Below are 24,753 nucleotides of genomic sequence, written 5' to 3'. Positions count from 1 at the left end.
AGACGCACAAATCTAATCAGCTCTCATAATCCAACAACTCAATATTTTGCCTACTTCCACGCATAGTATATACATGCATGCAGCCATAATTATCGACTAGTCGCCAAGGTGTGTTGCCCTCCCCTTCAAACATGGGGAGCTCAATGGAAACCCATAACGCACGCATAATCGTATTTACTCGATTAAATCTCAGAATATGATAATTATCTGACAAGTTTTCATGTATCTCATCAAGAGAGGGGCTTGACCCAGGCTTATCGTGGCCCACTACAACTCCGCCTTTTCTATCAACTCCACCGGACCCATTAACAAAAGACGTCTGAAAGTAACGCCCCTCCCAAGGGACCCACATGGGTGCGTCTAACCCCATTTGGGAGATAAACCTCACCCCAGGCGGGGGCAACCAATACCAAACATCAATATCGGTCTTCGTATTGTGATTCCAATAAGCGTGATCCACAGTAAGTATAAGATCACGAACTCTCACTCGATAAGGCTGCCGAGGCGAGATATTCACCCAAGCATTAAACTTTGAATCCCCTTCGTTAAAATTCGTGGTATAAACTTTACCATCTATAATTATCTTAGCCATAAGCCTCCGACTCTCCATTGAAGCGCCGGTTTCCAAACGCATAAATCGCTCAACTATCTCTATAGTATCCAGCGCCCCACTCTTTTGTTGCGTAGTGTTCTCCCCAATTCCGCCCCCCTCTGCGTCTTGTATCTCTCGAATCCAAAGTCCGGTATCATATATATTTTTCACGGTATCGCAGGACCACCCCCCCGGTAGAGGCTGGTTCACATTTGGAGAATATAATGTGACCGCTACACTGGCTTTTTCATCCTCCCGCAGGAGCGTGCTCTCCCAATTACCATTAATCCCTTCCTGCACCATAGTGACTTCAATAAGAACTTTGCACTGATGCCGGCCATTGGCATACAGCGCGTCAGTAGAATCCTGACCATTAGCAAGGACGATGTGGAAGTGCTGAGGTCGCCTTGCTAACTTAACGGGCTCCACCGTCAGACGATTGCCACTTTCATAGGGAACTATTTTAAATACATGAAGATTCCCATAGTTATCCCGCAACCGCCACTTGCTATTCAAAACCTCATGCGGAAGGTCCGGAATCTGTGTAGTAAGTTTAACCGCGCACATAACACGATTACTTATCCGATGAATCACTGGATCCTCACCTGGATTTACAACTGGAAGATACTGGTGAACCATACTCAACCGTAAAGTACTGCTCGAAGACCCAGAGAAAACTCCTCCTTTATAATTACCCGAAAGTCCATAAGACGTCTGAAAGGAGGTCCCTTCATTTGGCACCTCCACTGACTCATTCAACCCATAATTATGAACAAACCACAAACCACTAACACCTTCCCAATAGTACACATCAATATCAAGAAGCCCTGTAATATTTAAAGCATCATAATCAACAATCAAATCAAGCTCTGTAGAAAGCAATACTGGGGGCACCGTGGGCTTGATAAATACCGACGACTTAAAATCAGTCGGATATTCGGAATAGCTGTTAGTAACCGTCTCTCCGTCCAACACAATAGTCGCCATGAACTGTACAGCCTTGAGAGAGACATTTTCCTCAACGCGCATATAACGCCTGACAATCTCTACCCCCGCGTCAACAACCGTATTGTTTGGCAGACTCTCGCCGAGTTCTTCCCCAGTACGATTCCAGAGTCCTGGATCATATTCGTTCTTCTGCGTATCGCAACTCCACCCGCTGCCTACACTGGCATTATCCGCGATAGAAACAGGTACGATTTTTACACTCGCTCGCTCACTATCGGTTAAGGAGGCTTGACTCCAGACACCTTTTTTCCCCAAAACCTGCTTTAAAACCTCAACTACAACTTCAACTTGATGATGCCCATTGGCATAAAGTGCATCCGTATAGTCAGTGCCATCAGCAAACCTGACCTTAAAATGCACAAGCCGCATATTATGTGATTGCCTGATCATCTCGTTCTCCAAAAACCACATCCATCGCCGTAGCGCGAACTTTCTCGAAACCAAATTCGAGCTGAAATTCCACGAACTTAGATATCGAACACTTAGGGAGATTAGAGACCAGGAAAAAAGAGAAAGTAACTGTTAAAAATGACAGTTAATTAGCTGAAATAGAAATAACTTAATGAACCTTTATAACTATAAACCACAGCCATGACTGCGTGTTCTTGCAAGCGCCACCCAATGATAAACAATCAGGCTTTCCAGCGACCCGCCGCCGCATGATCACTCTCTCGCCCCTCAACCCACCGCGCCCCCTCACTGGTGTTCTCCTTCTTCCAGAACGGCGCCCGGGTCTTGAGGTAGTCCATCACAAACGCACAGGCATCAAACGCCGCCTGGCGGTGGGCACTGGCGGCCGCGACGAACACGATGGGTTCGCCGGGCTCCAGGGCGCCGATGCGGTGCAGCACTTCGAGCTTGAGCAGCGGCCAGCGCTGCTCGGCTTCGACGGCGATCTTGGCCAGGGCTTTTTCGGTCATGCCGGGGTAGTGTTCAAGGAACATCCCCGCCACATCGAGGCCATCGTTGAAATCGCGTACATAGCCGACAAAGCTCACCACCGCACCCACACCCACGTTGGCCGCGTGCATGCCGTTGACTTCGGCGCCGGGGTCAAAGGGCTGGGCTTGCACACGAATGGCCATGGTCAGCCTCCGGTCACGGGCGGGAAGAAGGCGACTTCGTCACCGGCCTGCAAAGGCTCGTCGAGGGAGCACAGTTCCTGGTTGCGCGCACACATCAGGCTGGTCTCGTTGAGCACCTCGAAGCCCGCATCAGCCGCCAGTGCCAGGCGCACGGCATCGACCGTAGCGAAGTCGCCTTCGACCTCCAGGGAGTCCAGGCCTATCGCCTCGCTGTAGCGTGCAAAAAACAGTACGTTGATGCTCATGCCTGGTCCGCCTTGAAATGCCCGCTTTTGCCGCCGAGCTTTTCCAGCAGGCGGATGTTCTCGATGGTCATGCCACGGTCCACCGCCTTGCACATGTCGTAGATCGTCAACGCGGCAACACTGGCGGCAGTCAGTGCTTCCATTTCCACGCCGGTCTGCCCGGACAGCTTGCAGCGGGCGATGATGTGCACGGTATTTTCCCCTTCGGCTGCCAGCTCAACCTTGACGCCCGTCAACATCAGCGGATGGCACAGGGGGATCAGGTCGCTGGTCTTTTTCGCCGCCTGGATCCCGGCGATGCGCGCCACGGCGAACACGTCGCCCTTGGGATGGGCGCCGTCGACAATCATTTGCAGGGTCTGGGGCAGCATGCGCACCCGCGCCTCGGCCACGGCTTCGCGGAACGTCACGGTTTTATCGGTGACGTCGACCATGTGGGCACGGCCCTGGGAATCGAGATGAGTCAGCACGGGGATACTCCTGATCAGAAGCCCCGATTGTAAACCCAACGCAGATCAAAAGGTGGGAGCAGGCTTGCCTGCGATAGCGCAGTGTCAGTCACCAACGCCATCGCGGGCAAGCCCGGCTCCCACAGGAACTGAGGTGAACCGGGCGATGGAGGCATCGCCCGGTTTCGGATTACAGGTGGGATTCGGCGTATTCGGCCAGAATCGAGCGAGGGACACCCTGCAAGGCGATGTGCACGCCGTTCGGGAAATCCTTGAAGCGTTCCGTCAGGTAGGTCAGCCCGGAGCTGGTCGCGGACAGGTAGGGGGTGTCGATCTGTGCCAGGTTGCCCAGGCACACCACTTTGGAACCGGCGCCGGCACGGGTGATGATGGTTTTCATCTGGTGCGGCGTGAGGTTCTGGCATTCGTCAATCAGAATCAGGCTCTGCTGGAAGCTGCGACCTCGAATGTAGTTGAGGGATTTGAACTGCAACGGCACTTTGCTGAGGATGTAGTCGACGCTGCCATGGGTGTTTTCGTCATCCATGTGCAAGGCTTCGAGGTTGTCGGTGATCGCCCCCAGCCACGGCTCCATTTTTTCTGCCTCGGTGCCGGGCAAAAAGCCGATCTCCTGGTCCAGGCCCTGCACGCTACGGGTGGCGATGATGCGCCGATAACGCTTGGTGACCATGGTCTGCTCGATGGCAGCCGCCAGGGCGAGGATGGTCTTGCCCGAACCCGCCGCGCCGGTCAGGTTTACCAGGTGAATGTCCGGGTCGAGCAGCGCGTACAGCGCCAGGCTCTGGTAGATATCACGCGGTTTCAGGCCCCAGGCTTCCTGGTGCAACAGGGGCTCCTGATGCAGATCGAGGATCAGCAGCTTGTCGACCTGGATCTCTTTGATCCAGCCCACGAAGCCCTGTTCGTCGATGATGAATTCATTGATATGCACCGCCGGCAGGTTGTCGGTCAGTTGCACCTGGTGCCAGGTGCGGCCATGGTCCTGGCGGGTCTCGACCTTGCTCACGCGGTCCCAGAACGAGCCGGTCATGGTGTGATAACCACGGGACAGCATCGACACATCGTCGACCAGTTGATCGGTACTGTAGTCCTCGGCAGCGATCCCACACGCTCGTGCCTTGAGGCGCATGTTGATGTCTTTGGTCACCAGCACCAGGCGCAGGTCCTTGTCGCGCGCGTGCAGGTCGATCAGTTGGTTGATGATCTTGTTGTCGTTGAGGTTTTCCGGCAGCAGGCTGTTGGGCTCGCTGCGCTTGCTCATCAGGATCGACAGCAAGCCCTTGGGCCCGCTCTTGCCACGCTGGATCGGGACGCCGACTTCCACATCATCGGGCGAGGCCTCGCCCAGGGTCTTGTCAATCAGGCGGATCGCCTGGCGGCATTCGGCGGCAACGCTGTGGTGCCCGCTTTTGAGTTTATCGAGCTCTTCAAGCACGATCATCGGGATGGCGACGTGGTGTTCTTCGAAATTGAGCAACGCGTTTGGATCGTGAATCAATACATTGGTATCAAGCACATAAAGGATTGGCTGGTCGGAAGAAGGGTTACGTCCATGATCATCCATACTCGGTCACCTTTGTGGGAGCCAGTCGACGCAATACCACAACAGTGCTGCGCCTCGATTCGAGCGCCGAATACACCGCAAAGGGAGTCTGGGAAGACGCCACCTGTGGTGCAGGTTTCGGCGATCTGACTTCGTAATACCGCAAAACCCATGACAGGAAAAAGCACTTTGACGCTTTTTTGAAGTTTATTTTTCAGGATGACGAATAGCACTGGCGGGCCGCCACGCACCCCGCTAAAGTCGGAAGTCCGCCTGCATCGAAATGTCGCAGCAAATCACCCCAAAAAACCCTCATCCCCAACAGGGCCGGGCTTTTGCCCTTTTCAGCGAAACGCTTCCCGACAATCCTGCCAACCCAGCCCACTTTGCGCCGTTGCCTGTAGCAACAGCGGCAATGCGACCCGCGCCTTGTCCTGGGTGTCGTGGAACACAATCACCCCTTTACGCCACAACAACATCAGCGTCAGCATCCGCTGGGCCGACTCGTCGGCCTTGAGCAGGCCCGGTTCATCCTGGGAGTCGATATCCCACAATGCCACTTGCAGGCCCTGGGCCTGGAAAAAGCCCTGGCTGTCAGCCCGGCGCTGGCCATAGGGTGGGCGGAACAGCGGCACGTAGTTTTCCGGCAGCAGGTTCTGGGTCAGCGACGCACTGCGGGTGATCGAGCTTTGCCAGTCGACCCAATGGCTGTGGGAACGGTATTGCCAGCCCTGGATACCCACGCACTGGCCCTGGTACAAACCCTGCACATCGACGGCCGAGGTCTTTTCCAGGCGGGTTTGCAGGCTGTTGCCCAGGACAAAGAAGGTGGCTGTCATTTTCTGCTTGCGCAGGTAGTCGGCCAGCCAGTCGGTCTGACCGCCCAGCGGTGACGGGCCGCCATCGAAGGTCAGTAAAAACAGGCGGTCGTTGAGTTCATCGCCATTGCGCTCGAAATCCCCAAAACGCGCCACTTCGCTGCCGATCTGCGGGAACAGCGCGGCCTTGCGCAGCAGCTCATCCAGGTAGCGCTGGTGAAACGCGCGACTGGGACCGGCCCAGCCTATATAGAAAGATTGCTCGCTCACCTCGAACTTGCCGGCTTGATCGCGCAGGTCGTCGAGGTTGTCCACCAGATAGCAGAACGAGGCGTCCTGTTCGCAGCTTTGCTGGGCGAACATGTAGTTCTCCAACAACCGCTGCCAGAGGTGGCGGCGCAGGTCGTCGATAGCGCCCTGGTTGACGATCTTCAGCCCCAGGCGCTGCTTGAGGGCCGGTTCATCCAGGGCCTCGCTGGCCAGCAGCGCGTTGGCGAACATGAGGATTTCGGCGCGTGATGCCACATCAAACAGCGCCGGGCTGCTGAGTTTTTCCGGCCAGGTGCCACGGTCCAGGGTCGCGACATCCACACTGGCCGCCTGGGCGCCCAGGCACGTCAGCCAGGCGCACACTAAAAGCGCAATTCGCACAACAGGTCTCCCCCTCCTGATTCGTCGGCCACTATAGCCGATCACTATCCTCCCACAGGGATAACCGTATGGCAGCTATTGGCGTGATAGGTGGAGTCCAACGCCCCAACCCCCTAGAATCCCCCGACGATTACAGGAGACGACTTCATGCTGACGGTGATTTCCCCCGCCAAAACCCTCGATTTCGAGACCCCGCCGGTAACCCAGCGCTTTACCCAGCCGCAATACCTCGACCACTCCCAGGAGTTGATCGAGCAGTTGCGCGAGCTGAGCCCGGCGCAGATCAGCGAACTGATGCATGTTTCCGACAAGATCGGCGGCCTCAACGCCGCACGTTTCGGCAGCTGGACCCCGGCCTTCACCCCGGCCAATGCCAAGCAGGCGCTGCTGGCCTTCAAGGGCGACGTCTACACCGGCCTCAATGCCCAGACCTTCAACGACGCCGACTTCGCTTACGCCCAGGACCACCTGCGCATGCTCTCGGGCCTGTACGGCCTGCTGCGTCCCCTGGACCTGATGATGCCGTACCGCCTGGAGATGGGCACCAAGCTGGGCAACGCCCGTGGCAAGGACCTGTACGCCTTCTGGGGCACGCGGATCAGCGAATGGCTCAACGAGGCCCTGGCTGAGCAGGGCGATGATGTGCTGCTGAACCTGGCCTCCAACGAATACTTCTCGGCGGTCAAGCGCCCAGCCTTGAACGCGCGGATCATCAATACCGAGTTCAAGGACCTGAAGAACGGCCAATACAAGATCATCAGCTTCTACGCCAAGAAGGCCCGGGGCATGATGAGCCGCTTTGTCATCGAAGAGCGCATCAACGACCCGGCGCAGCTCAAGCAGTTTGATGTCCAGGGTTATCGCTTCAGTGCCGAGCAGTCCAAGCCGGATAACCTGGTATTTTTGCGCGATCACGCACCGGAGTAGGTCGCCAGTACAGCGCAAATCCGATGTGGGAGCTGGCAAGCCTGCTCCCACATTTTTTCCGTATTTCAAATGCGGAATCGTCATTACTTTGACGTCAAAAATATTTCTTCAGATTTCCTAACGTTTCTTTCACTCGACATTCGTCAGAATTTTTCGTAGTGGCACCACTTTTTTCAAACAGTAGTGGCACAAAACTATATCCCCGCGTCAACTCCCTATAACCACTAGCCCAATCCGCAAGTGCTATCAATATAGTACTAGTGCCATCTTTCCTAATATTTCAAGAAATTTCCAGAAACAGGATGAGCGGCCAGGAACTATGTCCTTCAGTGCCGCTCATACCACCGGTAACGATTATCTCTGTTCTTGTGCGATATGACTTACACAGCGACCAACGGAAGTAGCAAAGTTGTCATATTCAACTTTGACCCTTCGGTCTAATTAACAACTGTTTAGTTGAGGGCGGGCGATAAGGTTGCATGACCATCCCCTACAAGGCCAAGGCTGAGCCTACCCAAATGGGTCAGTGAGACAACCCGATGCGTTGATAGATAAGGGCTTTATGTCCATATCAAGGCGTTGCGGCACTGACGCCAGACCCTTCTCACCGAAGGCTGGCTGCATTTCAGGGCAAGCCCCAACAATAAGGCCAAGTTGCGCACAACTTGAGTGCATTAGTTAGTCACTCGACTTTTAACATGCCTGTACATGGCAATGCTGTGTCTATTCACCGCATTACCTAGTGCATGAGTGACGCTTGAAAACATGAACTCCAGCCATCTAATGGCGTGATAAAGATAGAGGTAAATGCGATGCGCATCAGCATATTTGGTTTGGGTTACGTGGGCGCAGTATGTGCCGGTTGCCTGTCTGCACGGGGCCACGAAGTGGTCGGCGTAGACATTTCCAAGGATAAGATCGACCTGATCAACGCGGGCAAATCCCCCATCGTTGAACCCGGCCTGGGCGAACTGTTGAGCCAGGGCATTGCCACCGGCCGCTTGCGCGGTACCACCAACTTCGCCGACGCCATCCGCGATACCGACCTGTCGATGATCTGTGTCGGCACGCCGAGCAAGAAAAACGGCGACCTGGAACTCAACTACATCGAGGCGGTATGCCGCGAGATCGGTTTTGTCCTGCGTGACAAGACCACCCGCCACACCATCGTGGTGCGCAGCACCGTGTTGCCCGGCACCGTGGCCAACGTGGTGATCCCGATCCTCGAAGACTGCTCCGGCAAAAAAGCCGGCGTCGACTTCGGTGTCGCGGTCAACCCGGAGTTCCTGCGCGAATCCACGGCCATCGCCGACTACGACCTGCCACCGATGACCGTGATCGGTGAACTGGACAAAGCCTCCGGTGATGTCCTGCAATCGCTGTACGAAGAACTCGATGCGCCGATCATCCGCAAGGACATCGCCGTTGCCGAGATGATCAAGTACACCTGCAACGTGTGGCACGCCACCAAAGTCACCTTCGCCAACGAAATCGGCAACATCGCCAAGGCCGTAGGCGTCGATGGTCGCGAAGTGATGGAAGTGGTCTGCCAGGACAAGACCCTCAACCTGTCCCAGTACTACATGCGCCCCGGCTTTGCCTTCGGCGGCTCGTGCCTGCCAAAAGATGTGCGCGCCCTGACCTACCGCGCCAGCACCCTGGACGTGGAGGCGCCGCTGCTCAACTCGCTGATGCGCAGCAACGAATCCCAGGTGCAGAACGCTTTCGACATCGTCTCCAGCCACGACAAGCGCAAGGTCGCCCTGCTGGGCCTGAGCTTCAAGGCCGGCACCGATGACCTGCGTGAAAGCCCACTGGTGGAACTGGCGGAAATGCTTATCGGCAAGGGCTTCGACCTGAGCATCTACGACAGCAACGTCGAATACGCCCGTGTGCATGGGGCCAACAAGGACTACATCGAAGGCAAGATTCCCCACGTGTCGTCCCTGCTCAACTCAGACTTCGACGATGTGATCAACAACAGCGACGTGATCATCCTCGGCAACCGCGACGAGAAATTCCGCGCCCTGGCCCAGCAAGCCCCGCACGGCAAGCAAGTGGTCGACCTGGTGGGCTTTATGTCCCAGGCCACCAGCGTCAGTGGCCGTACCGAAGGCATTTGCTGGTAACAGCAACGGCAAGTTTCAAGCTGCAAGTGTCCTGATCCCCAGCGCTTGCAGCTTGAAGCCTTCTTCACCTTCGGATGACGCTTATGTCCAAGTTAAAACACGTACTGCTCCAATCCGCCGGCTGGCTGGTCTTTCTGAGCCTGCTGATGGGACTCGCCCTGCTGCTGCCGGCGAGTACGTTCGACTCCGAGTCGAAGAATTTTATTTTCCTGATTGGCGCCGTGGGTATCTGGCGCTACTCGATGGGTGCTACGCATTTCTTTCGCGGCATGCTGTTCCTGTACGTGGTCTACCCGCACCTGCGGCGCAAAGTGCGCAAGCTGGGCAAGGCGGCGGACCCGTCCCATGTGTTCCTGATGGTTACCAGCTTTCGTATCGACGCATTGACCACGGCCCAGGTCTACAGCTCGGTGATCCGCGAGGCCATCGAGTGCGGTTTCCCCACCACTGTGGTCTGCTCCCTGGTGGAAATGTCCGATGAGCTGCTGGTCAAGAGCCTCTGGGAAAAGATGAACCCACCGGCTCACGTCAAGCTCGACTTCGTACGTATCGCCGGTACCGGCAAGCGCGACGGCCTAGCCTTCGGTTTTCGGGCGATCTCCCGCCACCTGCCGGACGACCGCGCCGTGGTGGCGGTGATCGACGGCGACACCGTGCTCGCCGAAGGCGTAGTGCGCAAGACCGTGCCGTGGTTCCAGCTGTTCGGCAATGTCGGCGGCCTGACCACCAACGAGTTCTGCGAAGTGCGCGGCGGCTACATCATGAGCGAGTGGCACAAACTGCGCTTCGCCCAACGCCACATCAACATGTGCTCCATGGCCCTGTCCAAGCGCGTGCTGACCATGACCGGACGCATGTCGGTGTTCCGTGCCAGCGTCGTCACCGACCCCGGTTTTATCGCCGACGTGGAAAGCGACTCGCTGCAACACTGGCGCCTGGGCCGTTTCAAATTCCTGACCGGCGATGACAAGTCCAGCTGGTTCAGCCTGATGCGCCTGGGTTACGACACCTTCTACGTGCCCGATGCGGCGATCAACACCGTGGAACACCCGCCGGAAAAGAGCTTTATCAAGGCCAGCCGCAAGCTGATGTTCCGCTGGTACGGCAACAACCTGCGCCAGAACTCCCGGGCCCTGGGCCTGGGCATGGGCCGCCTGGGTCTGTTCACCAGCGTGGTGCTGTTCGACCAGCGCGTGTCGATGTGGACCTCCCTGCTCGGCCTGACCGTGGCGATCATCGCCACCTTCAAGTACGGCGGTGCGTTCATCCTCGCTTACCTTTTGTGGATCGGCATCACCCGCCTGATCCTGACCCTGTTGCTGTCGTGCTCGGGACACAAGATCGGCCCCGCCTACCCGGTGATTCTCTATTACAACCAGATCATGGGCGCGCTGGTGAAGATCTACGTGTTCTTCCGCCTCGATCAACAGTCCTGGACCCGCCAGGACACCAAACTGACCCGCGATTTGGCCAGCTTTCAACGTTGGTTCAACACCTGGTCGTCTCGGACCATGACCTTCTCCGCCGGCAGCATTTTCGTCGCCGTGTTGCTGATGATGGTCTGACCCTGCCAAGCCTGAATTAACTTAAGGAAATGCCCTGATGAACAGTCAAGTAAACGCCAACGTTGTCCACGAATCCGAAGCCCAGCGCCAACACGCCCGGGTGAAAATCCCGGCCAAGCTGCGCTTCTTCGGTGCCGACCGCACGCCCATGGAAGTGCGGGTCATCGACCTGTCCGCCGGCGGCCTGGCCTTCAATGCCGCCCAGCAACCGCTGAAGGTCGGCGATGTGCATAAAGCGCGCCTGCAGTTTGTCATCGACAACCTCGGCCTGGCGATGGACGTGGAGCTGTTGATCCGTTCCCACGACCGCCAGACCGGCCGCACCGGCTGCCAGTTCCAGAACCTGGATGCCCAGGATATTTCCACCCTGCGGCACCTGATCACTTCGCACCTGTCCGGCGATATCGTGACCATGGGCGATGTACTGGCGACCCTGCAGCGCGACAACTTCACCAAGGCACGCAAGGTCAAGGACAGCGGCAGCGGCATGAGCGCCTTTGGTCGCCTGCGCGCCGTGACGTTCAGCCTGGCGATCTTCCTGGTGGGCCTGGCGGCATTCGGGTTTGTGTTCAAGTCGGTGTATGGCATGTACTTCGTCAGTCATGCCCAGGCCGGCCTGGTCAGCGTGCCGGGGATGAACGTCACGATGCCCCGCGACGGCACCGTGCAAAGCCTGATCAAAGACAACGGCGTTGCCGCCAAAGGCGCGCCACTGGCGACCTTCAGCACCAGCATGCTGGATGTGCTCAAGGGCCACCTGGACGAAGACCAGCTGCAACCGGCCAAGGTCGAAGAGCTGTTCGGCAAGCAAATGACCGGCACCCTGACCTCCCCTTGCGACTGCATCGTCGCCCAGCAACTGGTGGCCGATGGTCAATACGCGAGCAAGGGTGATGTGATCTTCCAACTGGTGCCGCGCGGCAGCCAGGCGAATGTCGAGGCGCGCTTCTCCTATCGCCAGTTCGGCGACGTGCGCCCAGGCACCCCGGTGAGCTTCCAGGTCGCCGATGAAGAACAGACCCGCACCGGCACCATCGTCAGCAGCACCAGCCTCAACAGCGCCGACCTGTCCTCGGATATCCGCGTGCAGATCAAGCCCGATGCCCCGCTGGACAGCGCCTATGCCGGCCGCCCCGTGGAAGTGACCAGCGACCGTGGTCCGTCCCTGAACTGGCTGATTGATAAAGCCATGGCTGCTGGTTTGTAAGCGAGGATTTGCCTGTGAACCCTATTTCAAGAACAACACAATCCTTGTGGGAGCCCACTTCTGTGGGAGCCGGGCTTGCCCGCGATAGCATCGACTCGGTGCAGCAGATACACCGCGGCGATGCCATCGCAGGCAAGCCAGCTCCCACAAAAGCTCGCTCCCCCTTGCGACCTGTGGCGCTGCTGGCATTGGCCGTCACACTGGCCGGTTGCGCCGGCCTGCCCGACCAGCGCCTGGCCAATGAAGCCCTCAAGCGTGGCGACACCGCCACCGCCGCGCAGAACTACCAACAACTGGCAGAGCTGGGCTACAGCGAAGCCCAGGTCGGCCTGGCCGATATCCAGGTCGGCAGCCGTGACCCGGCGCAGATCAAGCAAGCCGAAGCCACCTACCGTGCGGCCGCCGATATTTCGCCCCGCGCCCAGGCCCGTCTCGGTCGTCTGCTGGTGGCCAAGCCCGGCGCCACCGAAGCCGAGCACCGCGAAGCCGAAGGCCTGCTGAAAAAAGCCTTTGCCAATGGCGAAGGCAACACCCTGATCCCGCTGGCCATGCTGTACCTGCAATACCCCCACGATTTCCCCAGCGTCAACGCGCAGCAGCAGATTGATACCTGGCGCTCCGCCGGCTACCCGGAAGCCGGCCTGGCACAGGTGCTGCTGTACCGCACCCAGGGCACCTACGATCAGCACCTGGATGACATCGAAAAAATCTGCAAGGCCGCGCTGAACAGCACCGATATCTGCTACGTCGAACTGACCACTATCTACCAGAAGCGCGAGCAACCGGAGCAACAGGCCGAACTGCTCAAGCAGATGGAAGCCGGCTACAGCCGTGGCACCGTCAGCGCCCAGCGGGTCGACAGTGTGGCCCGTGTGCTGGGCGATGCCTCATTGGGCAAGACCGATGAAAAAAGCGCCCAGGCCCTGCTGGAAAAAATCGCCCCTGGCTACCCGGCGTCCTGGGTCAGCCTCGCGCAACTGCTCTACGACTTCCCGGAACTGGGCGACGTCGAGCAGATGATGAAGTACCTCGACAACGGCCGCGCTGCCGACCAGCCCCGCGCCGAGTTGCTGCTGGGCAAGCTCTACTACGAAGGCAAGTGGGTGCCGGCCGATGCCAAGGCCGCCGAAGCCCACTTCCAAAATGCCCAGGGCCGGGAAGTGGCCGCCGATTACTACCTCGGCCAGATCTACCGCCGTGGCTACCTGGGCCAGGTCTACCCGCAAAAAGCCCTGGATCACTTGCTGACGGCGGCGCGCAACGGCCAGAACAGCGCCGACTTCGCTATCGCCCAGCTGTTTTCCCAAGGCAAGGGCACCCAGCCCGACCCGCTCAACGCCTATGTGTTCAGCCAATTGGCGAAGCGCCAGGACACGCCGCAGGCCAATGAACTGGCCGCGCAACTCGAACAACAACTGCCGCCCGCCCAGCGCGCCGAGGGCCAGCGCCTGCTGCAACAAGAGCTGGCCGCCCGTGGTGCCTTGAGCCAAAGCACGCTGCAACTGCACGCCCTGCAAGAAGAAGACGGCGAGGAATCCCTATGAAACTCAATCCATTCGTCAAGGCCGGTATTGGCCTGACCTTCGCCCTGCTGTGGTCGTGCCCGACCCTGGCCGCGCTGACCGAAGACAAGAACTTCGGCCTGGACGTGAAAGTCACCGGCCAGTCCGAAGACGACCGCGACCTGGGCACGCAAAAAGGCGGCGACGTCAACGGCATCGGCCTGGATGTGCGCCCGTGGATCTACGGTGAAAGCGGCGCCTGGAGCGCCTACGCCATGGGCCAGGCGGTGGCGTCCAGCGACATCATCGAGACCGACACCCTGCAACAGTCCGATGGCGACACCACCGAGCAATCGAGCAACAACGACCGCAAGACCAAGAAAAACTACCTGGCCCTGCGTGAGTTCTGGGTCGGCTACAGCGGCTTCACCCCCTACCCCGGCGAGATCCTCAAGCTGGGCCGCCAGCGCCTGCGCAATGATGACGGGCAATGGCGCGACACCAACATCGAAGCGCTGAACTGGACCTTCGACACCACCCTGCTCAAGGCCAATGTCGGCGCCGCCGAACGCTTCAGCGAGTACCGCACCGACCTCAAGGAACTGTCCCCCGAAGACAAGGACCGCCAGCACTTCTACGCCGACGCGGCCTACCAGTGGACCCCGGGCCATTGGGTTGGCGTGCGCGGTCATCACAGCCATGACGACGGCAAGCTCGACTACCCGCAACCGGGCGTGGCCGCCGATTCGCTGGACAAGCGCCAGAACGGCGACCTGACCTGGCTCGGCATTGAGGCCAACAGCGACGCTTATAACTGGCGCAACACCAACACCGTCAACTACTGGGCCAGCGTCACCGGCATGCAGGGCGACCGTAGCAACGTCAACGCGCTGAACGCCGACGGTAGCCGCCCGGCCAACGCCAAGCGCAATACCGATGTGGATGGCTGGGCCACCGACCTGGGTGTGCGCCTGCGCCTCGACCCGCAGTGGCAAGTGGGTGCGGCCTATGCCCGCGCCAGTGCCGACTACGAGCAGAACGGCCTGCAAAGCAACCGCTCGAACTTCACCGGCACCCAATCGCGGATGCATCGTTTTGGCGAGGCGTTTCGCGGCGAGATGAACAATATGCAGTCCATGAGCCTGTTCGGTTCCTGGCAGTTGCGCGATGACTACGACGCCAGCCTGGTCTACCACAAGTTCTGGCGTGTGGACGGCAACAAGCCAGTGGGCAGCAATGGCATCGACGCGGTGCAGAACAACTACGACGACGTCACCGGCGCCGTGCTGTCCAGCGCCTCCCTGCCCCTGGAAGACGGTAAGAAAGACCTTGGCCAGGAGATGGACCTGGTGGTCACCAAGTACTTCAAGAAGGGCCTGCTGCCCGCCGCCCTCAGCCAGTCGATCGACGAACCGTCGGCCCTGGTGCGCTTTCGTGGCGGTGTGTTCAAACCGGGCGACGCCTATGGCAAGCAAGTCGACTCGTACATGCACCGCGCCTTTGTCGATGTGATCTGGCGTTTCTGATGGGAGCCTGCGCAATGAATCCTCACGCCCTCAAAGGCTCGGCCCTGCTCGCTGCGGCAATGCTGCTGGCGTGCGCCCCGGCCTTTGCCAATGTCGAGCCGCAGGTCAAGGCGCCCACCCTCGCCAAGGAACTGCAACAGGCCAAGACCTACACCATCACCAGCCCGCCTACGGCGCCGCTGGAGATGGCCAAGCCGCCGCTGCCGGACCTCTCGGGCTACACCGCCGAAGCCGTGGCGAAAAAAATCGTGCGCAGCAAGGCCGGCAAGGTCAGCGTGCGCCGGATGATGCAGGAAAACGCCCTCAAGGACTTTATCGGCGGCGACAACAAGATGGCCGAATGGGTGGTGCGCCAGCACGGCATTCCCCAGGCGATCTTTATCGACGACGGCTACATGAACCTCAAGGACCTGCTCAAGAAGGTGCCCAAGCAATACCTGAGCGAAACCTCGCCCGGCGTGTTCCTGGCCAGGCTGCCGATTGTGGTCGGCGAAAAAGGCATCCTCGAAATCGACGGGCAGACCCAGGAATTGCGCCTGTCCCAGGAAGCCGGCTCGTTCCTGGTCAACGACGGCCAGTTGTTTGTGCGCGACACCAGGATCACCGGCTGGCGCGAGAAAACCAACGGCCCGGCGACCTTCCGCTCGCCCACGGAATTCCGCCCGTTCCTGCTGGCCTGGGGCGGTACCCAGACCTATATCGTCAACAGCAAGATGGCCAGCTTCGGCTATGCCAACAGTAAGTCCTACGGCGTGAGTATTTCCCAGTACACGCCGAACATGGCCAAGGTCCTCAAGCGCCCGGAGCCGACCGGCTGGATTGTCGATTCCGAATTCTCGGACATGTGGTACGGCTTCTACTGCTACGAAACCACCGGTTTTGTGATCAAGGGCAGCACCTACAAAGACAACATCGTCTACGGCATCGACCCCCACGACCGCTCCCACGGCCTGATCATTGCCGACAACACCGTGTACGGCACCAAGAAGAAGCACGGCATCATTATTTCCCGTGAGGTCAACGACAGCTTCATCTTCAACAACCGCAGCTACGACAACAAGCTGTCGGGCCTGGTGATCGACCGTAACAGCGTGAACAACCTGATCGCCGACAACGAGATCTACCGCAACCACACCGACGGCATCACCCTCTATGAGAGCGGCGATAACCTGTTGTGGGGCAACAAGGTGATCAGCAACCGTCGCCACGGCATCCGTATCCGTAACAGCGTGAACATCCGCCTGTACGAGAACCTCGCCATGGCCAACGGCCTGACCGGGGTCTACGGCCATATCAAGGACCTGACCGACACCGACCGCGACATCGCGCTCGACCCGTTCGACACCAAGGTCTCGCTGATCGTGGTTGGCGGCGAGCTGGCGGCCAATGGCAGCGGGCCGCTGTCCATCGACTCGCCGTTGAGCATCGAGCTGTACCGCGTGTCGATGCTCGCGCCGACCAAATCCAGTGGCATCAGCTTCTCCGGCGTTCTAGGTGAGCGCCAGGAAGAGATTCTCGACTTGCTGGTACGCCAGAAAAAAGCCGTGCTGATCGACCCTGTCGAACGCCAGACCCCATTGCAGGACTGAGGATGACCTTTATGCACCCACACATGATCAAGCTACTCAGCCTCTCGGGTTTGACCCTCGGCATCCTGGCCGCCAGCAGCGGCGTGCGCGCCGATGAAGCCCAGGCGCCGAGCTTTACCGCCGAGCCGTGCTGCAACCTGTGCCCCGAGGCCCACGATGCAAAGAACTACACCACCCGCTACCAGCAGAACTTCACCACCCTGGTACAGGCCCAGGGCGACTGGCTGTTCCGTACCCAGGAAGACCTGCGCACCGAATTCGACACCACCCCGGCCGGCTACAAGCGCATGCAGCAACTGCGCGATGCGTTCAAGAGCAAGGGCGTGGAACTGGTGGTGGTCTACCAGCCGACCCGTGGCCTGGTGAACCGCAACAAGCTCAACCCGCAGGAGAAAGCCAGCTTCGATTTCGACAAGGCCCTGGGCAACTACAAAAGCATGCTCGGGCGTTTTGCCAAGATGGGCTATGTGGTGCCGGACCTGTCGCCGCTGACCAACGAGCAATTGCCGGACGAACAGCCGGCCCACGACTTCTACTTCCGTGGCGACCAGCACTGGACCCCGTATGGCGCCCAGCGCACCGCAAAGATCGTCGGGGCCAAGGTGCGCGCCATGCCCGAGTTCGCCGGGATCCCCCAGCGTGAATTCGAGACCAAGAAGTCCGGGCGCATGGGCAAGACCGGCACCCTGCACAACATGGCCGGACAGCTGTGCGGCACCAGCTACGCGATCCAGTACATGGACCAGTTCAGCACCGAGCCCAAGGGCGAAGCGGCGGACGGCGACCTGTTCGGCGACTCCGGCAACCCGCAGATCACCCTGGTGGGCACCAGCCACAGTGGCAAGAACTACAACTTCGCCGGCTTCCTGGAACAGGAAATCGGCGCCGACATCCTTAACGTCGCCTTCCCCGGCGGTGGCCTGGAAGGCTCGATGATCCAGTACCTGGGCAGCGAAGAATTCCAGAAGACCCCACCGAAGATTCTGATCTGGGAATTCTCACCGCTGTATCGCCTCGACCAGGAAACCACCTACCGCCAGATGATGGCCCTGCTCGACAACGGCTGTGAGGGCAAGCCGGCGCAGATGAGCGCCAGCGCCACCCTCAAGCCGGGCAAGAACGAGTTGATGGTTAACAGCAAGAACATGGACCTGCGCAACAGCCGTCATCAGGTCGACATTCGCTTCGCCGATCCCTCGGTGAAAACCCTGCAAGCCACCCTCTGGTACATGAACGGGCGCCACGAGGACATCAAGATCGACAAACCCGAAACATCCGAGACAGACGGGCGTTTCGCCTTTGAACTGCGCACCGATGAAGACTGGGCCTCGCAGAACCTGCTGGCCGTGGAAGTGCAGGGCCCCGAAGCGGGCGCTGCGGCGCAGAAAGTCGAAGCGAAAATTTGCACACGCAACGTATTCCCGGCGAGTGGTCAGCAGACTGCTTCCGCCGGGCAATGAGGTTACCTATGCAGAAGTTATTGATTCCAACGTTGCTCGGCCTGGCGATGTTTGCCGGCCACGCCAACGCCGCCGCGCCGCTGCGTCCGCCCCAGGGCTACTTCGCGCCGATTGAAGCGTTCAAGACCGGCGACTTCAAGAATGACTGCGACGCCATGCCGACGCCCTACACCGGCTCGCTGCAGTTTCGCAGCAAATACGAAGGCTCCGACAAAGCCCGCTCGACCCTGAATGTGCAGTCGGAAAAAGCCTTTCGCGACAGCACCGCCGACATCACCAAACTGGAAAAAGACACCAGCAAGCGAGTGATGCAGTTCATGCGCGACGGTCGCCCGGAGCAATTGCAGTGCACGCTGAACTGGCTGGTGAGCTGGGCCAAGGCCGATGCGTTGATGTCCAAGGACTTCAACCACACCGGCAAGTCGATGCGCAAATGGGCGTTGGGCAGCATGGCGTCGGCCTATGTGCGCCTGAAGTTCTCCGAGTCGCAACCGCTGGCCAGGTACCCACAGGAATCGCAGTTGATCGAAGCCTGGTTCAACAAACTGGCCGAGCAAGTGGTCAGCGACTGGGACAACCTGCCCCTGGAAAAAACCAACAACCATTCGTACTGGGCCGCCTGGTCGGTGATGGCCACATCCGTCGCCACCAACCGTCGCGACCTGTTCGATTGGGCGGTGAAGGAATACAAGGTCGGCGCCAATCAGGTCGACGCCCAGGGCTACCTGCCCAACGAACTCAAGCGCCAGCAACGGGCCTTGGCCTACCACAACTATGCGCTGCCACCGCTGGCGATGATCGCCAGTTTCGCCCTGGTCAACGGCGTGGATGTACGCCCGGAAAACAACGGCGCGCTCAAGCGCCTGGGCGACAAGGTGCTGGCCGGGGTCAAGGATCCGGAACTCTTCGAGCAGAAGAACGGCAAAGAGCAGGACATGCAGGATCTGGAGCAGGACTCGAAATTCGCCTGGCTGGAGCCCTTCTGCACCCTCTACACCTGCGCCCCGGAGGTACTGGAGCGCAAGCACGAGATGCAGCCGTTCAAGACCTTCCGCCTGGGTGGCGACCTGACCAAGGTCTACGACCCGGCGCATGAAAAAGGCAACAAAGGTTCCTGACCGTACTCGGTCCAAATGTGGGAGCGGGCTTGCTCGCGAAAGCGCAGTGTCAGACGACATCAATGCTGAATGTCAGACCGCAATCGCGAGCAAGCCCGCTCCCACACTGACCCGGTTCCTTCAAGAAAATTGCAATACAGCCCTCCCCGTTTTTCGTGGGGGGTTTGGGGGGGCCGTTGGCCCTTGACTGTTGGTTAAACATGGAGAGATCGGGATGGTTTTCTCGTCCAATGTGTTCCTGTTTCTGTTCTTGCCGATCTTTCTCGGCTTGTACTATTTGAGCGGGCAACGCTATCGCAATCTGCTGCTGCTGATTGCCAGTTATGTGTTCTACGCCTGGTGGCGAGTGGACTTCCTGGCGCTGTTCGCCGCCGTGACCCTGTGGAACTACTGGATCGGCCTCAAGGTCGGTGCCGCAGGCGTGCGCACCAAGCCGGCCCAGCGCTGGCTGCTGCTCGGCGTGGCGGTCGACCTGTGCATCCTCGGCTACTTCAAGTACGCCAACTTCGGCGTCGACAGCATCAACCTGATGATGAAATCGGCGGGCCTGGAGCCGTTTATCCTGACCCACGTGCTGTTGCCGATCGGGATCTCGTTCTACATCTTCGAGTCCATCAGCTACATCATCGACGTGTACCGCGGCGACACCCCGGCCACCCGTAACCTCATCGACTTTGCGGCGTTCGTGGCGATCTTCCCGCACTTGATTGCCGGCCCGGTGCTGCGTTTTCGCGACCTGGCCGACCAGTTCAACAACCGCACCCACACCCTGGATAAATTCTCCGAGGGCTGCACGCGGTTCATGCAGGGTTTTATCAAGAAGGTGTTTATCGCCGACACCCTGGCGGTGGTGGCCGACCATTGCTTTGCCCTGCAAAACCCAACCACCGGCGACGCCTGGCTCGGCGCGCTGGCGTATACCGCGCAGCTGTATTTCGACTTCTCCGGCTACAGCGACATGGCGATCGGCCTGGGCTTGATGATGGGCTTCCGCTTTATGGAAAACTTCAAGCAGCCGTATATCAGCCAGTCGATCACCGAGTTCTGGCGGCGCTGGCATATCAGCCTGTCCACCTGGCTGCGTGACTACCTGTACATCACCCTGGGCGGCAACCGCAAAGGCACGCTGACCACTTATCGCAACCTGTTCCTGACCATGCTGCTCGGTGGCCTGTGGCACGGCGCGAACATCACCTACATCGTCTGGGGCGCCTGGCACGGCATGTGGCTGGCGATTGAAAAAGCCATCGGCCTCAACACCTCGCCACGCAGCTTCAACCCGGTGCGCTGGGCCTTCACCTTCCTGCTGGTGGTGATGGGCTGGGTGATCTTCCGTGCCGAAAACCTGCACGTCGCCGGGCGCATGTACGGCGCGATGTTCAGCTTTGGCGAGTGGTCGCTGTCGGAACTCAACCGCGCCAACCTGACGGGCCTGCAAGTGGCAACCATGGTGGTGGCCTACGCCACGCTGGCGTTCTTCGGCCTGCGCGACTTCTACAACAATCGCCCGGCCGACAAGGCCAAGCCGGCTGATCCGAGCCTGATCAAGGCAGTGCCTGGCGACACCCCCGGCAGCATCCAGGAGCCCGGTTTCAGCGTCGGCAGCAACGCCGCCGTGCAACCGGCCTACTGGACCGCCGACTGGCCCCGCTATGCCATGCGCGCGGTGATCCTGCTGCTGTTTGTGGCTTCGATTCTGAAACTCTCGGCGCAAAGCTTCTCGCCGTTCCTTTACTTCCAGTTCTGAGGGAGCCGACCATGACCCGTTCATTCCGCATCCTCTACGCCGCGCTGTTCATGGCCCTGCTTATGGCCCTGGGCGCGTGGTCGGTGCGCAGTTTCTTCGGTTTCAATACCAACGCCGAAGCCACCGTGCTCAACGGGCGCTGGGCCAAGGCCGTCGAGACCCATTACGACGACGAGTTCCCGATCAAGCGCCTGGGCACCAACCTCTGGGCCGCCCTGGACTACAAGCTGTTCAACGAAGGCCGTCCCGGCGTGGTGCTGGGTCGCGATCACTGGTTGTACAGCGACGAGGAGTTCAACCCCGCCGTCAACGAAGAGCAGAACCTGCAAGACAACTACGCCCTGGTCGAAGGCGTGCGCCAGACCCTCAAGGCCAAGGGCGTGCAGTTGGTGATGGCGATTGTCCCGGCCAAGGTGCGCCTGTACCCGGAGCATCTGGGTGAAGTGCAACCGGCGAGCATTCATGCCGGGCTTTATCAGGACTTCCATGCGCGGGTTGCCGCTGACAAGATCCTCGCCCCCGACCTGCTGGGCCCGCTGCAACAGGCCAAGCTCCACGGCCAGCAGGTGTTCCTGCGCACCGACACCCACTGGACCCCGGATGGCGCCGAAGTCGCCGCCAAGCAGCTGGCCAGGACCATCAACGCCAAGACCCTGCTCAGCGGCGAGCCCCAGCGCTTTGTCACCGACGCCGAGGGCATCGCCCCCCACAGCGGTGACTTGCGCCTGTTCCTGCCCCTGGACCCATTGTTCGAAAACCTGATGCCGCCCAAGGAGCCCCTGCAAAAACGCGTGACCCACGCAGTGCAGGCCCAGGCCGCAGGCGACGACGCGCTGTTTGCCGACAGCGAGATGCCGGTGGCCCTGGTGGGCACCAGCTACAGCGCCAACCCCAACTGGAACTTCGTCGGCGCCCTGAAGCAAGCCCTGGGCAGCGAAGTGGTGAACTACTCCGAAGACGGCCACGGCCCGATCCTGCCGATGCTCAGCTACCTGAAAAGCGATGACTTCAAGAACAGCCCGCCGCAAGTGCTGATCTGGGAGTTTCCGGAACGCTATCTGCCGGTGAACAACGAAATCGGCGAGGCCGACCCCGAGTGGGTCGCGCAGCTCAAACAAGCCGGTACGCGCCAACAGAACATGGCAAGCAACACCCCAGTTAAAACCGAAAAATCCGAGACGCCCGACCGGGCGCAAAACTGAAAGAGAGGTAACTCACATGACTTTCACTACTACTCCGCGTCGTCTCGCCAAGACTCTGGCCCTGGCCGCCGGCATGAGCTTCGTATCCATGTCCGCGTTCGCAGGCGACGCCGCCCTCTATGGCCCCGTCGCACCGAAAGGCTCGAGCTTCGTGCGCCTGTTCAACGCCAGCAACCAGGAAGTCAGCGCCAGCGTCGGCAACACGGCGTTGAGCGATGTGGCACCGCTGGCCAGCAGTGACTTCAGCTTCCTGCCGGGCGGTGACTACAGCGCCAAGGTCGGTAGCCAGAACGTCACGGTCAAACTGGCCGCCGATCATTATTACACCCTGGTCAACAGCGCCAGCGGCCAGCCGCAACTGATCGAAGAACCGCCGTTCAAGAACAAGCAGAAATCCCTGGTGCGCGTGCAGAACCTCAGCGACAAGGCCCTGACCCTGAAAACCGCCGACGGCAAGACCGATGTGGTCAAGGCCGTGGCCGCCAAGGGCCGTGGCGAGCGCGAGATCAACCCGGTGAAGGTCAGCCTGGCGCTGTACGACGGCGACAAGAAGGTTGGCGATGTGAAGCCGGTGGCCCTGGAACGTGGTGAGGCGGCGGTGCTGTATGTCACCGGCTCCGGCAGCAACCTGTCGCCAGTGTGGGTCAAGCGCCCCGTGTCGACCCGCTGATGATTTCCCTGAGTTGAGACGCCCCCTTGTGGGAGCTGGTTTGCCTGCACCCACAACGTCCGCGTGTCGACTCAGGACCGAGACAAAAACAAGAGTGAAACGACAAACCTTCGTAGCTCTGACCCAAATCGATTCAAGGAGAAACACATGATCCCAGTAATCCTTTCCGGTGGTAGCGGCTCACGTCTTTGGCCGCTTTCCCGTAAACAGTTTCCTAAACAGTTCCTGGCCCTGACCGGCGAGCACACGCTGTTCCAGCAAACCCTCGAGCGCCTGGTGTTCGAAGGCATGGACGCACCGATCATCGTCTGCAACAAAGACCACCGTTTTATCGTCAATGAGCAACTGAGCACTCGCAAGCTCGACAGTCAGCGCATCCTGATGGAACCGTTTGGCCGCAACACCGCGCCGGCCGTGGCCTTGACCGCGATGATGCTGGTCAATGAAGGCCGCGATGAACTGATGCTGGTCTTGCCGGCCGACCATGTGCTGGATGACCAGAAAGCCCTGCAACGCGCCCTGGCCCTGGCCACCGTGGCGGCCGAGCGTGGCGAGATGGTGCTGTTCGGTGTACCGGCCACCCGTCCGGAAACCGGCTACGGCTATATCAAGTCCACCAACGATTCGCTGCTGCCCGAAGGTGTCAGCCGGGTGCAGCAGTTCGTCGAGAAGCCGGATGAAAAACGCGCCGTCGAGTTCGTCAAAAGCGGCGGCTATTTCTGGAACAGTGGGATGTTCCTGTTCCGCGCCAGCCGCTTCCTTGAAGAGCTGAAAAAGCACGATCCGGACATCTACGACACCTGCGTGCTGACCCTGGAACGTAGCGAACACACCGCCGACACCGTGACCTTCGACGAAGCCACCTTCGCCTGCTGCCCGGACAATTCCATCGACTACGCGGTGATGGAAAAAACCCAGCGCGCCTGCGTGGTGCCGCTGAGTGCCGGCTGGAGCGACGTGGGTTGCTGGGCCTCGTTGTGGGCGGTCAATGACAAAGACGCCAACGGCAACGTGACCAAGGGCGACGTGGTGATCCAGGACAGCAAGAACTGCATGATCCACGGCAACGGCAAGCTGGTGTCGGTGATCGGCCTGGAAAACATCGTGGTCGTGGAAACCAAGGACGCGATGATGATTGCCCACAAGGACAAGGTCCAGGGCGTCAAGCAGATGGTCAACACCCTGAACGAACAGGGGCGCAGCGAGACCCAGAACCACTGCGAGGTCTACCGTCCGTGGGGCTCATACGACTCGGTGGACATGGGCGGGCGTTTCCAGGTCAAGCACATCTCGGTCAAGCCGGGCGCGTGCCTGTCGCTGCAGATGCACCACCACCGCGCCGAACACTGGATCGTGGTCAGCGGCACCGCCGAAGTGACGTGCGACGAGAATGTGTTCCTGCTCTGCGAGAACCAGTCCACCTACATCCCGATTGCCTCGGTGCACCGCCTGCGCAACCCGGGCAAGATCCCGTTGGAGATCATCGAAGTGCAATCGGGCAGCTACCTGGGCGAAGACGATATCGAGCGGTTTGAAGACATCTACGGGCGCTCGACTCCCGTCGAGCGTGGTGTGTCAGTGAAAACCATCGCCCAGTAACACCGCAAAACAAAAAGCCCTCGCCCAGCCCGTTGCGTCCCCTATCCGCAGTGGGCTGGGCGGGGGCTTTTTCTGATCGGGCCACTTTGCAGATTGGCAG

The 24,753-nt window shown here is 59.5% G+C and carries 19 protein-coding genes; 13 read left to right on the top strand and 6 right to left on the bottom strand.

What is annotated here, in order from left to right; all coding sequences use genetic code 11:
• Positions 1–16: 16 nt before the first annotated feature.
• The 6 genes from HBR94_RS02375 to HBR94_RS02350 form a co-directional block, all read right to left on the bottom strand.
• Positions 17–2,002: a hypothetical protein gene (locus HBR94_RS02375; RefSeq protein WP_170044080.1), complete on the bottom strand. Its 1,986-nt coding sequence runs from the start codon at positions 2,000–2,002 to the stop codon at positions 17–19.
• 230 nt (positions 2,003–2,232) lie between these two features.
• The gene (gene moaE, locus HBR94_RS02370; protein ID WP_170044079.1) at positions 2,233–2,685 is read right to left on the bottom strand and encodes a molybdopterin synthase catalytic subunit MoaE; all 453 of its coding nucleotides are present in this window, start codon (positions 2,683–2,685) and stop codon (positions 2,233–2,235) included.
• A 2-nt stretch (positions 2,686–2,687) separates the two neighbouring features.
• Entirely contained in the window at positions 2,688–2,930 is a 243-nt protein-coding gene (gene moaD, locus HBR94_RS02365) for a molybdopterin converting factor subunit 1 (protein ID WP_115128946.1), read from the bottom strand.
• Positions 2,927–3,400, bottom strand: coding sequence for a cyclic pyranopterin monophosphate synthase MoaC (gene moaC / locus HBR94_RS02360; RefSeq protein WP_057438233.1), 474 nt, complete (start codon positions 3,398–3,400; stop codon positions 2,927–2,929). Before moaC ends, moaD begins: the two co-directional genes overlap by 4 nt.
• Before the next feature lie 169 nt (positions 3,401–3,569).
• Positions 3,570–4,964 (bottom strand): PhoH family protein, encoded by a 1,395-nt coding sequence (locus HBR94_RS02355; RefSeq protein ID WP_057438231.1) that lies wholly within the window; start codon positions 4,962–4,964, stop codon positions 3,570–3,572.
• 323 nt (positions 4,965–5,287) lie between these two features.
• On the bottom strand, positions 5,288–6,412 hold the full coding sequence (locus tag HBR94_RS02350; RefSeq protein ID WP_115128947.1) for a polysaccharide deacetylase family protein: 1,125 nt from the start codon (positions 6,410–6,412) through the stop codon (positions 5,288–5,290).
• A gap of 147 nt (positions 6,413–6,559) precedes the next feature.
• Between HBR94_RS02350 and yaaA the strand changes: the two genes are divergently transcribed.
• The 13 genes from yaaA to HBR94_RS02285 all read left to right on the top strand — a co-directional run bounded on the left by yaaA (position 6,560) and on the right by HBR94_RS02285 (position 24,653).
• Complete coding sequence (gene yaaA / locus HBR94_RS02345; protein WP_057438227.1) at positions 6,560–7,339, top strand: peroxide stress protein YaaA; 780 nt, start codon at positions 6,560–6,562, stop codon at positions 7,337–7,339.
• A gap of 812 nt (positions 7,340–8,151) precedes the next feature.
• Positions 8,152–9,468, top strand: a complete 1,317-nt coding sequence (locus tag HBR94_RS02340) for a nucleotide sugar dehydrogenase (protein ID WP_057438225.1) — start codon at positions 8,152–8,154, stop codon at positions 9,466–9,468.
• An 83-nt stretch (positions 9,469–9,551) separates the two neighbouring features.
• On the top strand, positions 9,552–11,033 hold the full coding sequence (gene alg8 / locus HBR94_RS02335; RefSeq protein ID WP_162947770.1) for a mannuronan synthase: 1,482 nt from the start codon (positions 9,552–9,554) through the stop codon (positions 11,031–11,033).
• Between the two features lie 37 nt (positions 11,034–11,070).
• Positions 11,071–12,240 (top strand): alginate biosynthesis protein Alg44, encoded by a 1,170-nt coding sequence (locus HBR94_RS02330; RefSeq protein WP_029297907.1) that lies wholly within the window; start codon positions 11,071–11,073, stop codon positions 12,238–12,240.
• Positions 12,241–12,404: 164 nt separating this feature from the next.
• Complete coding sequence (algK, locus tag HBR94_RS02325) at positions 12,405–13,784, top strand: alginate biosynthesis TPR repeat lipoprotein AlgK (RefSeq protein ID WP_170044122.1); 1,380 nt, start codon at positions 12,405–12,407, stop codon at positions 13,782–13,784.
• A complete protein-coding gene (locus tag HBR94_RS02320; RefSeq protein ID WP_057438224.1) occupies positions 13,781–15,268 on the top strand; it encodes an alginate export family protein in 1,488 nt (495 codons plus the stop codon). The genes algK and HBR94_RS02320 overlap by 4 nt, the downstream gene beginning before the upstream one ends.
• On the top strand, positions 15,268–16,857 hold the full coding sequence (algG, locus tag HBR94_RS02315; RefSeq protein ID WP_115128949.1) for a mannuronan 5-epimerase AlgG: 1,590 nt from the start codon (positions 15,268–15,270) through the stop codon (positions 16,855–16,857). Before HBR94_RS02320 ends, algG begins: the two co-directional genes overlap by 1 nt.
• 11 nt (positions 16,858–16,868) lie before the next feature.
• The gene (locus HBR94_RS02310) at positions 16,869–18,317 is read left to right on the top strand and encodes an alginate O-acetyltransferase (protein ID WP_169959732.1); all 1,449 of its coding nucleotides are present in this window, start codon (positions 16,869–16,871) and stop codon (positions 18,315–18,317) included.
• A gap of 8 nt (positions 18,318–18,325) precedes the next feature.
• Entirely contained in the window at positions 18,326–19,435 is a 1,110-nt protein-coding gene (locus HBR94_RS02305; RefSeq protein WP_170044078.1) for a mannuronate-specific alginate lyase, read from the top strand.
• Positions 19,436–19,649: 214 nt separating this feature from the next.
• On the top strand, positions 19,650–21,182 hold the full coding sequence (locus HBR94_RS02300; RefSeq protein ID WP_057438220.1) for an MBOAT family protein: 1,533 nt from the start codon (positions 19,650–19,652) through the stop codon (positions 21,180–21,182).
• Positions 21,183–21,193: 11 nt separating this feature from the next.
• Complete coding sequence (locus tag HBR94_RS02295; RefSeq protein WP_057958524.1) at positions 21,194–22,384, top strand: alginate O-acetyltransferase; 1,191 nt, start codon at positions 21,194–21,196, stop codon at positions 22,382–22,384.
• Between the two features lie 16 nt (positions 22,385–22,400).
• Positions 22,401–23,054, top strand: coding sequence for an alginate O-acetyltransferase AlgF (locus HBR94_RS02290; RefSeq protein ID WP_057438217.1), 654 nt, complete (start codon positions 22,401–22,403; stop codon positions 23,052–23,054).
• Between the two features lie 147 nt (positions 23,055–23,201).
• Positions 23,202–24,653, top strand: coding sequence for a mannose-1-phosphate guanylyltransferase/mannose-6-phosphate isomerase (locus HBR94_RS02285; protein ID WP_057438216.1), 1,452 nt, complete (start codon positions 23,202–23,204; stop codon positions 24,651–24,653).
• Positions 24,654–24,753: the final 100 nt, after the last annotated feature.

The organism is Pseudomonas sp. WS 5412, from assembly GCF_012985615.1.
In the GTDB taxonomy this organism is placed as follows: Bacteria; Pseudomonadota; Gammaproteobacteria; order Pseudomonadales; family Pseudomonadaceae; genus Aquipseudomonas; species Aquipseudomonas shahriarae.
The sequence above is the reverse complement of the archived record's forward strand: the minus strand, read 5'-3'. Positions and strand labels throughout refer to the sequence as shown.

Bases quoted from the DNA above. Each gene is read 5' to 3' on its own strand.
- HBR94_RS02285 (WP_057438216.1), top strand. From the start codon at position 23,202: ATGATCCCAGTAATCCTTTCCGGTGGTAGCGGCTCACGTCTTTGGCCG.
- HBR94_RS02310 (WP_169959732.1), top strand. From the start codon at position 16,869: ATGCACCCACACATGATCAAGCTACTCAGCCTCTCGGGTTTGACCCTC.
- HBR94_RS02300 (WP_057438220.1), top strand. From the start codon at position 19,650: ATGGTTTTCTCGTCCAATGTGTTCCTGTTTCTGTTCTTGCCGATCTTT.
- HBR94_RS02320 (WP_057438224.1), top strand. From the start codon at position 13,781: ATGAAACTCAATCCATTCGTCAAGGCCGGTATTGGCCTGACCTTCGCC.
- moaE (WP_170044079.1), bottom strand. From the start codon at position 2,685: ATGGCCATTCGTGTGCAAGCCCAGCCCTTTGACCCCGGCGCCGAAGTC.
- HBR94_RS02330 (WP_029297907.1), top strand. From the start codon at position 11,071: ATGAACAGTCAAGTAAACGCCAACGTTGTCCACGAATCCGAAGCCCAG.
- yaaA (WP_057438227.1), top strand. From the start codon at position 6,560: ATGCTGACGGTGATTTCCCCCGCCAAAACCCTCGATTTCGAGACCCCG.
- HBR94_RS02340 (WP_057438225.1), top strand. From the start codon at position 8,152: ATGCGCATCAGCATATTTGGTTTGGGTTACGTGGGCGCAGTATGTGCC.
- HBR94_RS02355 (WP_057438231.1), bottom strand. From the start codon at position 4,964: ATGGATGATCATGGACGTAACCCTTCTTCCGACCAGCCAATCCTTTAT.
- moaD (WP_115128946.1), bottom strand. From the start codon at position 2,930: ATGAGCATCAACGTACTGTTTTTTGCACGCTACAGCGAGGCGATAGGC.
- HBR94_RS02290 (WP_057438217.1), top strand. From the start codon at position 22,401: ATGACTTTCACTACTACTCCGCGTCGTCTCGCCAAGACTCTGGCCCTG.
- HBR94_RS02305 (WP_170044078.1), top strand. From the start codon at position 18,326: ATGCAGAAGTTATTGATTCCAACGTTGCTCGGCCTGGCGATGTTTGCC.
- algG (WP_115128949.1), top strand. From the start codon at position 15,268: ATGGGAGCCTGCGCAATGAATCCTCACGCCCTCAAAGGCTCGGCCCTG.
- alg8 (WP_162947770.1), top strand. From the start codon at position 9,552: ATGTCCAAGTTAAAACACGTACTGCTCCAATCCGCCGGCTGGCTGGTC.
- HBR94_RS02295 (WP_057958524.1), top strand. From the start codon at position 21,194: ATGACCCGTTCATTCCGCATCCTCTACGCCGCGCTGTTCATGGCCCTG.